This is a genomic window from Streptomyces sp. SolWspMP-5a-2 (genome assembly GCF_900091845.1).
GTDB classification, from domain to species: domain Bacteria; phylum Actinomycetota; class Actinomycetes; order Streptomycetales; family Streptomycetaceae; genus Streptomyces; species Streptomyces doudnae.
Genome location: NZ_FMCI01000350.1, coordinates 42,282 through 56,447, shown reverse-complemented (window position 1 = coordinate 56,447; position 14,166 = coordinate 42,282). Strand labels below are relative to the sequence as shown.

Sequence of the window (14,166 nt, the reverse complement as noted above, 5' to 3'; positions counted from 1 at the left end):
TCGCGCGCGTGCGTCTCCCGTCAGCCGGTCGGGCGCGGGACCGCCGTCGTCTTCGCTGCCGCGCGTCCCGGCTGGCGCAGCAGCAGCGCGATGGCCGCCGCGGCCATCGAGACGCCCCCGGCCAGCGCGTAGGCGCCGTCGTAGCCCCAGGCGGCGACGACCAGAGAGCCGAGGCCGCCGCCGAACAGTCCGCTGATCAGCTTGCCGCTGTAGACCAGACCGTAGTTGGAGGCGTTGTAGTTCTCCCCGAAGTAGTCCGGGGTGAGGGCGGCGAAGAGCGGGTAGAACGCGCCGCCGCCGAACCCGGACAGGAACGCGAAGACCAGGAACAGCGACTCGCTCCTGACCTCGCCCGCCAGGATCACGCCGAACTGCGAGAGCCCCAGCACCACGATCACGAAGACCAGCGTCGACCTGCGGCCCCACCGGTCCGACAGCCAGCCCACGACACCGCGTCCGACGCCGTTGACGACCGCCATGACGCCCATCGAGGACGCGGCGACCAGCGGGCCGAAGCCGACCTCCTTCGCGTAGTCGACCTGGAAGGAGATCCCGAAGATCGACACACCGGCGGTCATCACGATGGAGATCCACATCAGCGGCAGCATGCCCGTCCTGATGGCCTCCTTCGGCGTGTACTGCCGCACCGCCGGAGGGTTCTTCGCGAGGCTCGCCGCGTTCTTCGCGTCCCCGGAGAACGTCAGCGGGTCGATGTCCGCGGGCCACCAGTTCTTCGGCGGGTCCTTGAAGAAGAACGCGCAGCCCAGGACCACGACCAGGATGTAGCAGCCGATCAGGTCGAGGACGCGGTGGTAGTTCGCGGTGTCGAAGGCGTAGTTGAAGACGAAGATGAACGGCAGCGACCCGTACGCGAAGCCGCCGTTGACGAAACCGGTGCGGGCGCCCCGGCGTTCGGGGAACCACTTGCCGACCATGTTGATGCAGGTCGCGTAGACCAGCCCGGCGCCGACGCCGCCGATCACGCCGAAGCCGAGGATCGCCGCCCACACGTCGTCGAGGTGCGACAGGGCGAGGAAGCCGAGCACGCACATCCCGGAGCCGGTGAACATGGCCCTGCGGGCCGTCAGGAGGCCCTTCTCGCGCAGCCACCCCGCCGGGAACGCGATGCCCGCCTGGAAGAACACCCAGACGCTGAGGATCCAGAAGGTGTTGCCCTGCGTCCAGCCGTGCGCGTGGGACAGGGTGTCCTCCGCCGAGCCGTACGCGTACTCGAAGACGCTGATCGTCATCATGGCGAGCCACGGCAGGTACACCATGATCGTGCGGGAGTGGCCGAGGATGTCCCGGTCGCTCTCGCCGACGCGGTACACGCGGCCTCGCGGGTCGGTCACTTCACGGTAGGGGCGGCGGACGACGTCGGGGTCTGCCGACGACGTGCCTGCTGCGGTGGGGTCCGCGGACATGTCAGGCCATCTCCTCGCCGAGCGGTTGCGGGTTGGGGACGATCCGCCGGACCCGGATGCGGCCCGGCGCCGTCAGGAAGAGCGCCAGTACGGAGGAGGCGAGTCCGAGGGAACCCGCCAGGACGTACGCGACGTGCGGGTCACGCGCGCCGACGACGCCCGCGCCCAGGACCGCGGCGGCCGGTCCGGCCACCGCCGTCGCGCTGTGGACCAGGCCGAGGTGCGCGGCGTTGTCGTTCTCGCCGAAGCAGTCGGCCGTCAGGGACGCGAGCAGCGCGGGGACCGCCGCGCCCGCGAGACCGGACAGCAGGACGCAGAGCAGGAGGAACGGCGGGCCGCCCAGGCGTCCCGACTCCAGCGCCCCGAACGGCGCGGTGCCGAGCACGACGCAGACGCCGGTCAGCGTGGCGCGCCGCCCCCATCGGTCAGAGAGGAGCCCGAGGGCACCGACTCCGACGACGTCGAGGCACAGCGCGGCGCAGAGGACCGCGGTGCCGTTCCCGCCCGTGGCCCACGGCTCCCGCGCGGAAGGTGCCCGCACGGCGGCGCAGAGGACGCCGACGCCGCCCGCGCACAGCAGGCAGCACCACATCAGCCACAGGGCGGGCGTCCCGGCGGCCTCGCGCGGCCCGTACTGCCGGACGGCGGGCGGGTCCGCCTCCGTCCCGCGGACCGCGGCGCCGACCCGCGGACGCGGCGGCGCGACCCGGTCGGGCCACCAGTTCCGCGGCGGGTCGGCGAGGAACCGCCCGGCCCCGGCCGCCACCAGGCACAGCGCGAGGCCCAGCACCACCGCCAGGGACGGGCGCCCGCCCGCCCCCGGATGCCCGGCGGCCACGAAGGCCGACGGGTGCCCCGCGGCCACGAACGCCACCGGGACCGTCCCGCACGCGAAGCCGCCGCTCACCAGGGTTGTCGCGCCGCCCCGCCGGTCAGGGAACCACTTGCCCGCCGTCGCCGCGCAGGTCACCCAGACGGCACCGGCGCCCGCGCCCCCGAACACCGCGAAGCCGAGCCGGGCGGCCGTCGCCTCCGGGGCGTGGAGCAGAAGCAGACCGGCCACCGCGGTGGCCGCGGCTCCGAACGGCACCGCCACGCGCGCGGGGAGCCGCCCGCCGTCCCGCAGCCGTCCGACCGGGAGGGCCACCACCCCCCTGGCAGAAGACCCAGACGCCCAGCGGCCACGGCACCGGCCCGCCGCTCCACGCACGCGCCCCGCCCGCCACCGCGAACGCGGCGCCCGCGAGAGCGACGCCCGCCGTGCCCGCGAAGGGCAGGACGATCATCCAGATCCGGGTCCGGCCCATGATGTCGGCATCGGTTTCGCCGAGCCGGTGGACCCGGCCGTACCGGCCCGTCACCTCCCGGTACGGGACCGGGCCGTCGATGGTTCGCATCGTGCAGCACCCCTTGCGTCGAAGGTTCCGGCAGGCGCCCCCTGTCCTGTGCCTTCCGCGCGCGGATCCCGGCCGGCCGCCGTCCGGCGCAGGCGGCTCCGGAAGCCTGTGCTTTGCGCGCGTGGGTTCCGGCTCGCGGGGGAGCGGTCACCGGTTGGGGCTGCCCCTGTGGTTTGCGCGCGCGGACCCTGGCCGGCCGTCGTTGGGCTCAAGCGGCTCCGGAAGCCCGTGGTTTCCGCGCGTGGGTTCCGGCTCGCGGGTGAGCCGCCACCGGTTGTGGCTCCCCCCGTGCCTTCCGCGCCCGGGTTCCCGCGCCGCCGACTCGCTGACCGCCGCCGACCCGCTGACCGTCGTCGGGTCACTGACCGTCGTCGGGTCACGCGTCCGCGTGCGGGTCCGGGACCGCCCGGCGCGCTCCCCGGACGGCTCCCGGCCGCTCACCTCACGAAGGGCCGCCCAGCAGGCCCGCCGCGCGTGCCCAGCGGTACTTCGCGCCGAGCACCTCCACCGGCCGCTCGGTCGTGTACGGGTACGCCACCACCCCGCGCGCGTAGAGGTACCGGCACGCCTCCTCGACCTCGACGTCACCCGCGAGCGACGCCACCACCGGCTTCTCGACGCCCCGTTCCCGGAACTCGGCCACCACGCGCGCGGTGAGTTCCGCGAAGGCCATCGGCGGGGTGACGACGGTGTGCCAGTAGCCGAGCACCAGAGCGTGGACGCGCGGATCCTCCAGGCCCAGCCGGATCGTCGCCTCGTACGTCGACGGCGGCTCGCCCCCGGTGATGTCGACCGGGTTGCCCGCGGCCCCGAAGGGCGGGATGAACCGCCGGAACGCCGTGTCCAGGTCGGGCGGTATCGCCATCAGGGAGAGCCCGTTGTCGGTGATCGCGTCCGACAGGAGCACCCCGCTGCCGCCCGCCCCGGTGATGACGACGACGTTGTCGCCCTTCGGGGTGGGCAGGACCGGCAACGCGCGCGCGTACTCCAGCATGTCGTTCAAGCCGGGCGCCCGGATCACCCCGGCCTGGCGCAGGACGTCGTCGTAGACGGCGTCGTCGCCCGCGAGCGCCCCGGTGTGCGAGCCCGCCGCCCGCGCGCCCGCCGCCGTACGGCCCGCCTTCAGGACCACGACCGGCTTCCTCGGCACGGTCTCCCGGGCCGCCGCCACGAAGGCCCGCCCGTCCTTGAGGTCCTCCAGGTGCATCGCGACGCAGTCGGTGTGCGGGTCCTGACCGAACCAGGTGAGCAGGTCGTCCTCGTCGAGGTCCGACTTGTTGCCCAGGCCCACGATGGCCGACACGCCCGTCCCCGTGGTCCGCGCGAACCCCAGGATCGCCATGCCGATGCCGCCGGACTGCGAGGTCAGCGCGACCCCGCCCTTGACGTCGTAGGGCGTGCAGAACGTGGCGCAGAGGTCCTGCCAGGTCGCGTAGTAGCCGTAGATGTTCGGCCCGAGCACCCGGACGCCGTGCCGTTCGGCGATCGTCACGATCTCGTCCTGGAGGGCGTCCTCGCCGGTCTCCGCGAACCCCGAGGGGATCAGCACGGCGTTGGGGATCCCTCTGCGGCCCACCTCGTCGAGGGCGGCGGGCACGGCCCTGGCGGGGATCGCGAAGACCGCGACGTCCACGTCCCCGGGGACGTCGGTGACGCTCCGGTACGCCTTGCGGCCGAGGATGTCGTGCGCCCTGGGGTTGACCGGGTGGATCTCCCCGGCGAACCCGCCGTCGAGGAGGTTGCGCATCACCGAGTTGCCGATCTTGCCCGCCTCGGCGGAGGCGCCGATCACGGCGACCGACGACGGCTCCATCAGACGCCGCATCGAGGTGAGGATCTCCTCGCGCGTGTACCGGCGCCGGGACGGCGGCTGCCGCTCCGCGAGGATCACGCGGACGTCCGCCGCGACGGCGCCCTCCGGGGTCGCGATCACCGGGTTGAGGTCGACCTCCCCGATCTCCGGGAAGTCCGTCACCAGATGGGACACCCGCTCGATCTGCGCGGCGAGCGCCCGCCGGTCCACGCCCGCCTGCCCGCGGACGCCGCGCAGCACCTCCGCCGCCCGGACGGAGTCCAGCATCGACGTCGCCTCGTCGCCGCTGACGGGCGCCAGCCGGAACGTGACGTCCCTGAGGACCTCGACGAGCACCCCGCCGAGCCCGAACGCGACGACCTTCCCGAACGTCGGATCGGTGACCGCCCCGACGATGACCTCGAGACCCGGCGGCAGCAACTCCTGGATCTGGACGCCCTCCACGCGCGCGGTGGCGTCGTGGGCGCGCGCGTTCCCGACGATCCGGTGGAACGCGGCCCGTACCTCGGCGGCGCCCCGCACGCCGACGACCACCCCGCCCGCCTCGGTCTTGTGCGGGATGTCGGGCGAGACGATCTTCATCACGACGGGCCCGCCGAAACGATCCGCGCAGGCCACCGCCTCGTCGACGTCGGTGGCCACCGCCTCGCCGGGGACGGCGATCCCGTAGGCGTCCGCGAGCACCTTGCCCTCGGGCGCGGTCAGCGTGCGCCGTCCCTCGGCCCGCACCGCGTCGAGGAGCGCGCGGACCGTCCGCTTCCGGTCCTGCGCGGGCACCTCAGATCACCCCGTCCGAGGCGAGCAGGCGCAGTTCGTCGTCGCCGAGGCCCAGCTCGCCGCCGTACACCTCCGCGTTGTGCTCGCCCAGCAGTGGTGAACTCGTCACGTCCACGGGGGAGTCGGAGAGCTTGAGGGGGCTGCCCACGGTCACGAACGAGCCGCGCTCGGGGTGCGGCACGGTGACGATCATCCCGTTGGCGGCCAGTGAGGCGTCCTCGATGATCTCCCTGGTCGACAGGATCGGTCCGCACGGGATGGCGCGGGAGTTGAGCCGTTCCAGCACCTCCCACTTGGGGAGCGTCGCCGACCACTCCTCGATGAGCTGGAACATCTTGCCGAGCTTGGGCAGCCGGTCCGCCGGGGTCACCCAGTCGGGGTCGTCGGCGAGTTCGGGGCGGCCGATCAGCGCGCAGAGCGGCCGCCAGCCGACCGGCTGCACGATGACGTACACGTAGTCGTTGGGGCCGCCCGGCGCGCACCTGACCGCCCAGCCGGGCTGCCCGCCGCCGGACGCGTTCCCGGACCGGGGAACTTCCGCGCCGAAGTCCTCGTTCGGGTATTCAGAGAGCGGGCCGTGTGCCAGGCGCTGCTGGTCGCGCAGCTTCACCCGGCAGAGGTTGAGCACAGCGTGCTGCATGGCCACGTTCACCCGCTGACCACGTCCGGTGCGCTCACGCTGGAATAGCGCGGCGAGTATCCCCGCCACGACGTGGACGCCTGTCCCCGAGTCCCCGATCTGGGCCCCCGTCGCCAGCGGCGGCCCGTCCTCGAAACCGGTGGTCGACATCGACCCGCCCATCGCCTGCGCGACGACCTCGTACGCCTTGAAGCCGGTGTACGGGCCCTCGCCGAACCCCTTGACGGAGGCATAGACGATCCGTGGATTGATCTCCTTGACCCGCTCCCAGGTGAACCCCATCCGGTCGACGGCGCCTGGGCCGAAGTTCTCGACCAGGACGTCCGAGCGGCGGATCAGCTCGGTGAGGATCTCCTTGCCGCGCGGGGTCTTGGTGTCGAGGGTGATGCTCCGCTTGTTGCAGTTGAGCATCGTGAAGTAGAGGGAGTCGACGTCGGGGAGGTCGCGCAACTGCCCGCGCGTGATGTCACCGGACGGCGCCTCCAGCTTGACGACGTCCGCGCCGAGCCAGGCGAGCAACTGGGTGGCCGAGGGCCCGGACTGGACGTGCGTCATGTCGAGGACGCGGATTCCTTCGAGTGCCTTGGCGGCTGCTGTGCCGGTCATCGGGGCCACCTCACTTGTACATCGTCTGGTTCACGGTTCCGGGTGCGTACGCGTCCGGGTCGACCCAGACGTTGATCAGGGACGGTTTCCCCGACTCCCGGGCCCGCCGCAGCGCGGGGGCGATGTCGGCGGGGTCGCGGACCTCCTCGCCGTAGCCGCCCAGCATCTGGGCGAACCGGTCGTAGGGGACGTCGCCGAGGGTGTTGCCGATCCGCTCGCGGGCCCGGCCGTACTTCTGGGCCTGGCCGTAACGGATCTGGTTCATCGAGGAGTTGTTGCCGACGATGCCGACGAAGGGGAGGTCGTAGCGCACGAGCGTCTCGAAGTCCCAGCCGGTGAGGGAGAAGGCGCCGTCCCCGAAGAGGGCGACAACCTCCTTGTCCGGGCGGGCCTGCTTGGCGGCCAGCACGAAGGGGACACCGACACCGAGGGTGCCCAGCGGGCCCGGATCCATCCAGTGTCCGGGCGACTTGGGCTGCACGACCTGCCCGGAGAAGGTGACGATGTCGCCGCCGTCGCCGATGTAGATCGAGTCCTCGGTGAGGAAGTCGTTGATCTCGCTCACCAGCCGGTACGGGTGGATCGGCGCGGCCTCGGAGCGCAGGCTCGGCAGCCGTTTCGCCAGCGCGGCCTGCTCGACGGCGCGCAGTTCGTCGCGCCACTCCTTGCGCCGGGACGCCCCGTCGGCGATCCGTCCGGAGGCGGCCTCGGCCACCGCCTTCAGCACCAGCCCGGCGTCGCCGACGATCCCGAGGTCGACGTCCCGGTTCTTGCCGACGGTCCGGTAGTCGAGGTCGATCTGGACGACGGTCGCCTCCGGCGAGAGGCGCCTGCCGTAGCCCATCCGGAAGTCGAAGGGGGTTCCGACGACGACGATGACGTCCGCGTGGGAGAAGGCGTACCGGCGCGAGAGCTGGAAGTGGTGCGGGTCGCCGGGCGGGAGGGTGCCGCGCCCCGCGCCGTTCATGTAGGCGGGGACGTCGAGGGCGCGGACCAGGTCGACGGCCGCCGCGGTGGCCCGGGTCGTCCACACCTGGCTGCCCAGCAGGACGGCGGGCTTGCGGGCGTGCACCAGCAGGTCGGCGAGCCGTTCGACGGCGTCCGGGTCGCCCGGGGAGCGGGTGGAGGCACGGTAGGCGCCCGGCCTGGGCACCCGCGCCCGGTCGACCGGGACCTTCGCGTCCAGCACGTCGCGCGGGATCTCCAGGAAGGAGGGGCCCGGGGCGCCGTGGTAGCACTCGCGGAACGCCATGGACACCAGGTCGGCGGCGCGCGCGGTGTCCGGCACGGTCGCCGCGAACTTGGTGATCGGCGTCATCATGTCGACGTGCGGGAGGTCCTGGAGGGAGCCCATCCGGTGCTGGGCGAGGGCTCCCTGGCCGCCGATGAGCAGCATGGGGGACTCCGCGCGGAAGGCGTTGGCGACCCCGGTGACGGCGTCGGTGGTGCCGGGACCCGCGGTGACGACGGCGCAGCCGGGTTTGCCGGTGATTCGGGCGTACCCGTCGGCCGCGTGCGCGGCGACCTGTTCGTGGCGGACGTCGACGACCTCGATGCCCTCGTCCGCGCAGCCGTCGTAGATGTCGATGATGTGGCCGCCGCACAGGGTGTAGATCCGCTCGACCCCCTCGGCCTTCAGCGCCCTGGCAACGAGATGGCCTCCGGAGATGACGTCCTGGGTGTCGTCGGGCATGGCGAAGTCCTGTCCCTTCGTGGGTGGTTGGAACGGCTCGCGATAGATTGCATACAGTCGACGAATACTGTATGAAGCTTGTTATCCCGCATCCGGTGGGTGGTGTCCAGGGGGCGTGCGGCACTTTCAGACAGGAGCCGGGATGGACCTGTACGAGCACCAGGCAAGGGACCTCTTCGCGGCGCACGGCATCGTGGTCCCGCGGGCCGAGATCACCGACTCGCCCCGGGAGGCCCGCGCGATCGCCCGCCGGCTCGGCGGCAGGGTCGTCGTCAAGGCCCAGGTCAGGACGGGCGGCCGCGGCAGAGCGGGAGGCGTGCGGACGGCCGAGGGACCGGCCGCCGCGGAACTGACGGCCCGCCGGATCCTCGGCACCGAGATCGGGGGCCACCCGGTCCGCACCGTGATGCTGGCCCAACCCGTCGCCGTCGCGGAGGAGTTCTACGTCGCCTACGTCCTCGACCGCGGGCGCGGGACCTTCCTCGCGATCGCCTCGGCCCGCGGCGGCACCGCCATCGAGGAGACGGCCGCCGCGCACCCCGAGGCCGTGGCCCGGATCCCCCGTCGACCCCGTGGAGGGCGTCACCCCGGCGAGGGCGCGCGCGATCGCCGAGGCCGCCGGCCTGCCGCCGCGGACCGTCGACGTCCTGGTCCGGCTCTGGCAGGTCACGGTCCGCGAGGACGCCCTCCTCGTGGAGGTCAACCCGCTGGTGCGCACCGACGACGACCGGATCGTCGCGCTCGACGGCAAGGTCACCCTGGACGACAACGCCCGCTTCCGCAGGGCACGTCCGGGTGACGCCGGGGCGGAGCACCGGGACCCGCTGGAGGCGGCGGCCGCGGCCAAGGGGCTCAGCTACGTCCGGCTCGACGGCGAGGTCGGCGTCATCGGCAACGGCGCGGGCCTCGTCATGTCCACCCTCGACGCGATCGCCGACTGCGGCGCCCGCCCCGCCGACTTCCTCGACATCGGCGGCGGCGCCTCCGCGCGGACCATGGCGGACGGGCTCTCCGTGGTCCTCTCCGATCCCGGCGTCCGCTGCGTCCTCGTCAACGTCTTCGGCGGCATCACCGCCTGCGACACCGTCGCCGAGGGCATCGTCACGGCCCTCGACGCCGTCGCGCCGACCAGACCGATCGTCGTCCGCCTCGACGGCAACAACGCCGCCCGCGGCCGGGCGATCCTCGCCGACCGGGCCCACCCCCTGGTCGAGCAGGCCACCACGATGGACGGCGCCGCCCGCCGCGCCGCCCGGCTCGCCACCACCGCCTAGGGAGACGGGATCCCATGGCCATCTACCTCACCGAGCAGAGCAGGATCCTCGTCCAGGGCATCACCGGTGCCGAGGGCGGGAGACACACCCGGCGGATGCTCGCGGCCGGGTCGGACGTCGTCGGCGGCGTCAACCCGCGCAAGGCGGGCGGCACGGTCGACGCCGAAGGACGCGTCCTGCCCGTCTTCGGCACCGTGCGCGAGGGCGTCGAGGCCACCGGCGCCGACGTCACGGTCGTCCTCGTGCCGCCCGCCTCCACGAGGGCGGCCGTCATGGAGGCCGCCGACGCCGGGATCCGCCTCGCCGTCGTCGTCACCGAGGGCGTCCCCGTCCACGACGCCGTCGCCTTCCACGCCCACGCCCGAGCCCGCGGCACCCGCGTGATCGGTCCCAACTGCCCCGGCCTGATCTCGCCCGGACGCTCCGGAGCGGGCATCATCCCCGCCGACATCGCCGGTCCCGGCCGCGTCGGCCTGGTCTCCAGGTCGGGCACCCTCACCTACCAACTCATGCACGAACTGCGGGACATCGGTTTCTCGACCTGCGTCGGCATCGGCGGCGACCCCGTCGTCGGCACCACCCACATCGACTGCCTCACGGCCTTTGAGGACGATCCCGACACCGAACTGATCGTCCTCGTCGGCGAGATCGGCGGCGACGCGGAGGAGCGCGCCGCCGCGCACATCCGCGCGCACGTCACCAAGCCGGTCGTCGGGTACGTCGCCGGGTTCACCGCTCCCGAGGGCCGGACGATGGGGCACGCGGGCGCGATCGTCTCCGGCTCGTCCGGCACCGCGCGGGCGAAGCGGGAGGCGCTGGAGGCGGCGGGCGTCCAGGTCGGCCGGACCCCGACGGAGACGGCACGGCTCGTCCGCGCCCGCCTCGGACGGGGGATGCGCACGGCGCCCGATTGACGCCGCGAGCGTGCCGCGCGCCCCGGCGCACCGGCCCCGGCCGGACCCCGGGCCCGGCACCTCGTCCGTCCCGTCCTCACCCACCGTCAGCTCTGACTACAGTCGGCGCATGACAGCGGACACGTCCCCCTTACCCGTCGAACCCCGGCTGGGTCACCTCCTCGCCCGGGTGCACGCCCGACTCGCGCGGGCGTCCGCCCTGGCCCTCGCGCGCCACGGGGTGGACGGGCAGGAACTGGCGGTCCTCGCCGTGCTCGCCTGCGGCGAGCCGCTGTCCCAGGTGGAGGCGGCGGGACGGCTCGGCGTCGACCGCACCACGATGGTCGCCCTCATCGACGGCCTGGAGGACCACGGCCTAGTGGTCCGCCGCCGCAACGTCCAGGACCGGCGCAAGAACATCGTCGGACTGACCCCGTACGGGGAGGAGTGCCTGCGGCACGCGGAGGGCGCGCGCCTGGCGGCCGAGCGCCGCTTCCTCGCGCCCCTCGGCGAGGAGACGGCGGCGACCCTGCTGCGGGCGCTCCAGGTGCTGGTCGCGGAGGACCGGGGCCGTGAGTGAGCGGGCGATCACGCGGACGCGGGCCCTCGCTCACTCCCCGGTGCCGGCGTGTCGCCCCGGGTGACCGCCCCCGGTCCGCCGCACGACCCGTGTCGCGTCGCCGCCCGCGGGGTGGAAACGCAGGTGAAAGGCGCTCCGAAAGCTTGGTATTGTTGTCCATGTCGCCGCGGGGAACACCCCCGGCCAGGCGGCAGACACCTGGTCCGGGTGGCGGAATGGCAGACGCGCTAGCTTGAGGTGCTAGTGCCCTTTATCGGGCGTGGGGGTTCAAGTCCCCCCTCGGACACCAAAAGGGACTTCGCGAGATCGTCCCGAAGCGTTCACGAGTTACCGGTGAGTCATGCGACTCACCGGTTTTTTGTCGTTCCTGGGGCCTTAGAGCCTCGTGATCGGCTCGGTGAGGGTGTGGGGCGGTGGCGGTCCAGGTGCTGCGCCTCTCACCTGTGGAAACAGGACATGCCTGCGCGACGGCTGGTAGCCGTGGCGCAGGCATATGGGGTTTTCAGGGCATGGAGCGCGGCGGGGGTGTGTCACTCGTGTGGCGGCGGCTCGACTTGCTCGGTCGGAAGGGGTCGCGCCAGGGGCGGGTCGGAGAGGTCACCGGGTTGGGTTGCGGCGCTCTGCGGGCTGGCATTGCGGGGCTGGATGCCCTGATCGCGGAGGAACCGTCGGATGGCTCTGAGGTTCGCCTCGAAGATGATGACGGCAGTGAGCAGGGTCTGTGCGACGTGTCCGTGCGGCAGGCGGAGCTGGGGATTGCCGATGCTGTCGAGGGCGGACTTCTTGAGGTTGCCGTTGCCGCCCTCGTTCTGACTGCGCAGTCCGGACCAGACTTCCTGCCCGACCGCCAACTCACGTACCTGCTCCGACCCGGTCGTCGAGTTCAGCCTCCTCCATCTCCGCTGCGCGAACGCGTGGCCCGACACCGCGCAGGGTCGCGTGGAGTATGCGGCGACCCCGGCAAGCGAAAGTGGTTGCTCTCGGCCGCAGTTGGCCCTCCTCGGCAGTTGATAGCGTGTGTGTGACGGAGCACACACGGGCTGGGGGCAGCATGGGGCTGGCAAACCAAAAGATCGCTTCTCAAATCGAGGAGCTGCTTCAGGGCAAGGTCGTCATCCCCTCCATTCAGCGCGACTTCGTCTGGATGAGGCCCGACGTGCGCGATCTCTTCGATTCTCTCTACCGGGGCTACCCCGTCGGTGCCCTGCTCTTGTGGAAGACCAATCTGACCGTCCCCTTCAAGACGGCTGCCGTCATTCAGGCCGACAAGTCGGCGCATCAGCCTCTCTACCTCCTGGATGGGCAACAGCGGTTGACCTCCCTGGCCTGGGTGTACCGGCCGGAGTCAAAGGCGGACGGCCGGCTTATCGACCTGCGCTTCGATGTGCGCACCGAGGAGTTCGTCAACCCGAGCGCGATCCAGAGCAAAGACCCGCTCCTGTTCCGTGTTTCCACCTTGCTGCAGGAGAACGTGCAGTACCACGAGGTGCTCAAAGCCGCCGGGATCGATTACTCCGCCCCGCAGTTCGGCGCATGGATGCAGCGCTTGCAGAAGGTGCACGACATCCGCAAGCAGGAGATCGCCGTCATCACCTACGAGTCCGACGACTATGAGGAAGTCGCCGAACTCTTCGCCCGGTTGAACAAGGGCGGTCGAAGGCTGTCCAAGGGGGACCTCGTCTACAGCGCCATTGCGGCGCGGTGGTCCGACGGCCTGGACACTATGGACGCCTTCCACCAAGAGCTGCAGGACAGCAACTTCGCCCTGAACAGGGAAGCCGTTCTGCGTCTCACGAGCCTCCTCGCGGGAACCGGCGCCCATCACATCAAGCTCATCGGGGCCGACATGGACGAAGCCGCGCTGAAGGAGGCCTGGCACGCCACCGAAAGGGCGCTGCGCTTCGCCATCGACTTTTTGAAGGGCGAGTGCGCCATTCCCCGGTCCGAGGTCCTCTCGTCACCGAACGTCACCATCGTGCCCGCCCTGCTGCTGCACCACCGGGACGGCAAGCTGCGCCCGGGAGAGGCTCAGCTGCTGCGTCGCTGGGTCTACACGGCGACGGCGTTTAGTCACTACTCGCTGCAGGTCGAGGGGAAACTCGACGCGGAGGCAAGGCTGATCAAATCGCGTGAGGGAGAGGGCCTGTTCGCCGAACTCATTCGCCGGGCCTCCGGCACCCGGTCCCGGGACAGCGCCCTCCACCCGAGGGACTTGGAGCAGAAGTACTCCACGCATCCCTTCTTCAAACTGCTCTACATCGCCGCGTTGCGGGGCACGGCGCGGGACTGGGCGACCAACATCGCCATCAGCGACCAGCCGATGAACAGCGGCTCCAAGATCGAATTCCACCACGTGTTCCCGCGCGCCAGAGTCCAGGGGACATACGCGAAGGAGGAGTGGAACAGCCTCGCCAACCTTGCCTTCGTCACCGGTCAGACGAACAAGATGATCTCCTCCGGGCTGCCCGTCGACTACATGGCGGGGATCGCGCCGGAGCGCCTGGCCGAACAGTGGATCCCCGGTGATCCGGAGCTGCGGTCCTTGGACCGCTTCCCCGACTTCCTGGCCGCACGCCGGAGTCTGCTGGCCAACGTCCTCAACGAGTTGCTCGGTCTTCCCCGCTACGACGCACAGGTCATCCCCCAGGACACCGACGAGCTGCCTGCCGACGAGCAGCTGATCGTGGAGGGCCCGACCGCACCCACACTCGTCGGGGCGGAGGTCCAAGAACTTCGCACGAAGCGCGGTGTCGAGATCCACGCGGTCTACGAAGGCCAGCGCGTCGACGCCTACTACGATCCCCTGTCGCGCGTCGTGAGGATCCCCTCCGGTCCGGGGCGAGGCGAGTACGAGACTCCCAGCGGGGCGGCGGTCGCCGTGGTCCACGTCCTGAACCCGCACGTCAATCCGAATCGGAACGGATGGAACTTCTGGACCGTCACTGCAACGGGACGGTTGTTGCAGAGCATTCGGTAGTGAACGGCCCCTCCATCCCCCAGGTGCGTCATGCGCTGGGCGAGCTCCTCGGCCCCGCATCGATCGACACGTCTGTGCGTGTGTCGGAGACC

The 14,166-nt window shown here is 71.7% G+C and carries 9 protein-coding genes, 1 tRNA gene and 1 pseudogene; 5 read left to right on the top strand and 6 right to left on the bottom strand.

The features are described from left to right. Positions 1-20: 20 nt before the first annotated feature. The 5 genes from GA0115242_RS34800 to GA0115242_RS34780 all read right to left on the bottom strand — a co-directional run bounded on the left by GA0115242_RS34800 (position 21) and on the right by GA0115242_RS34780 (position 8,350). Positions 21-1,424: an OFA family MFS transporter gene (locus GA0115242_RS34800; RefSeq protein WP_176729972.1), complete on the bottom strand. Its 1,404-nt coding sequence runs from the start codon at positions 1,422-1,424 to the stop codon at positions 21-23. A 1-nt stretch (position 1,425) separates the two neighbouring features. Then, positions 1,426-2,571 carry an MFS transporter gene (locus GA0115242_RS34795; RefSeq protein ID WP_256089826.1) on the bottom strand — a complete coding sequence of 382 codons (1,146 nt, stop codon included), beginning with the start codon at positions 2,569-2,571 and terminating at the stop codon, positions 1,426-1,428. A gap of 692 nt (positions 2,572-3,263) precedes the next feature. Continuing rightward, positions 3,264-5,411, bottom strand: coding sequence for an acetate--CoA ligase family protein (locus tag GA0115242_RS34790; protein WP_093835646.1), 2,148 nt, complete (start codon positions 5,409-5,411; stop codon positions 3,264-3,266). Position 5,412: 1 nt separating this feature from the next. After that, the gene (gene frc, locus GA0115242_RS34785; RefSeq protein ID WP_093835645.1) at positions 5,413-6,657 is read right to left on the bottom strand and encodes a formyl-CoA transferase; all 1,245 of its coding nucleotides are present in this window, start codon (positions 6,655-6,657) and stop codon (positions 5,413-5,415) included. A gap of 10 nt (positions 6,658-6,667) precedes the next feature. Next, a complete protein-coding gene (locus tag GA0115242_RS34780; RefSeq protein ID WP_093835644.1) occupies positions 6,668-8,350 on the bottom strand; it encodes a thiamine pyrophosphate-binding protein in 1,683 nt (560 codons plus the stop codon). A gap of 142 nt (positions 8,351-8,492) precedes the next feature. Between GA0115242_RS34780 and sucC the strand changes: the two are divergent. The 4 genes and pseudogenes from sucC to GA0115242_RS34760 all read left to right on the top strand — a co-directional run bounded on the left by sucC (position 8,493) and on the right by GA0115242_RS34760 (position 11,386). Next, positions 8,493-9,624, top strand: a pseudogene (sucC, locus tag GA0115242_RS34775) (ADP-forming succinate--CoA ligase subunit beta). Between the two features lie 14 nt (positions 9,625-9,638). Continuing rightward, entirely contained in the window at positions 9,639-10,538 is a 900-nt protein-coding gene (gene sucD / locus GA0115242_RS34770; protein WP_093835643.1) for a succinate--CoA ligase subunit alpha, read from the top strand. A 109-nt stretch (positions 10,539-10,647) separates the two neighbouring features. Next, entirely contained in the window at positions 10,648-11,097 is a 450-nt protein-coding gene (locus GA0115242_RS34765; protein WP_093835642.1) for a MarR family winged helix-turn-helix transcriptional regulator, read from the top strand. 201 nt (positions 11,098-11,298) lie between these two features. After that, positions 11,299-11,386, top strand: a tRNA-Leu gene (locus GA0115242_RS34760). Between the two features lie 241 nt (positions 11,387-11,627). Here GA0115242_RS34760 and GA0115242_RS34755 read toward each other — a convergent pair. Then, a complete protein-coding gene (locus GA0115242_RS34755; protein ID WP_093835641.1) occupies positions 11,628-11,948 on the bottom strand; it encodes a hypothetical protein in 321 nt (106 codons plus the stop codon). Between the two features lie 200 nt (positions 11,949-12,148). On the opposite strand from GA0115242_RS34755, the gene GA0115242_RS34750 reads away from it, so the two are divergent. Beyond that, positions 12,149-14,074: a GmrSD restriction endonuclease domain-containing protein gene (locus GA0115242_RS34750; RefSeq protein ID WP_093835640.1), complete on the top strand. Its 1,926-nt coding sequence runs from the start codon at positions 12,149-12,151 to the stop codon at positions 14,072-14,074. Positions 14,075-14,166: the final 92 nt, after the last annotated feature.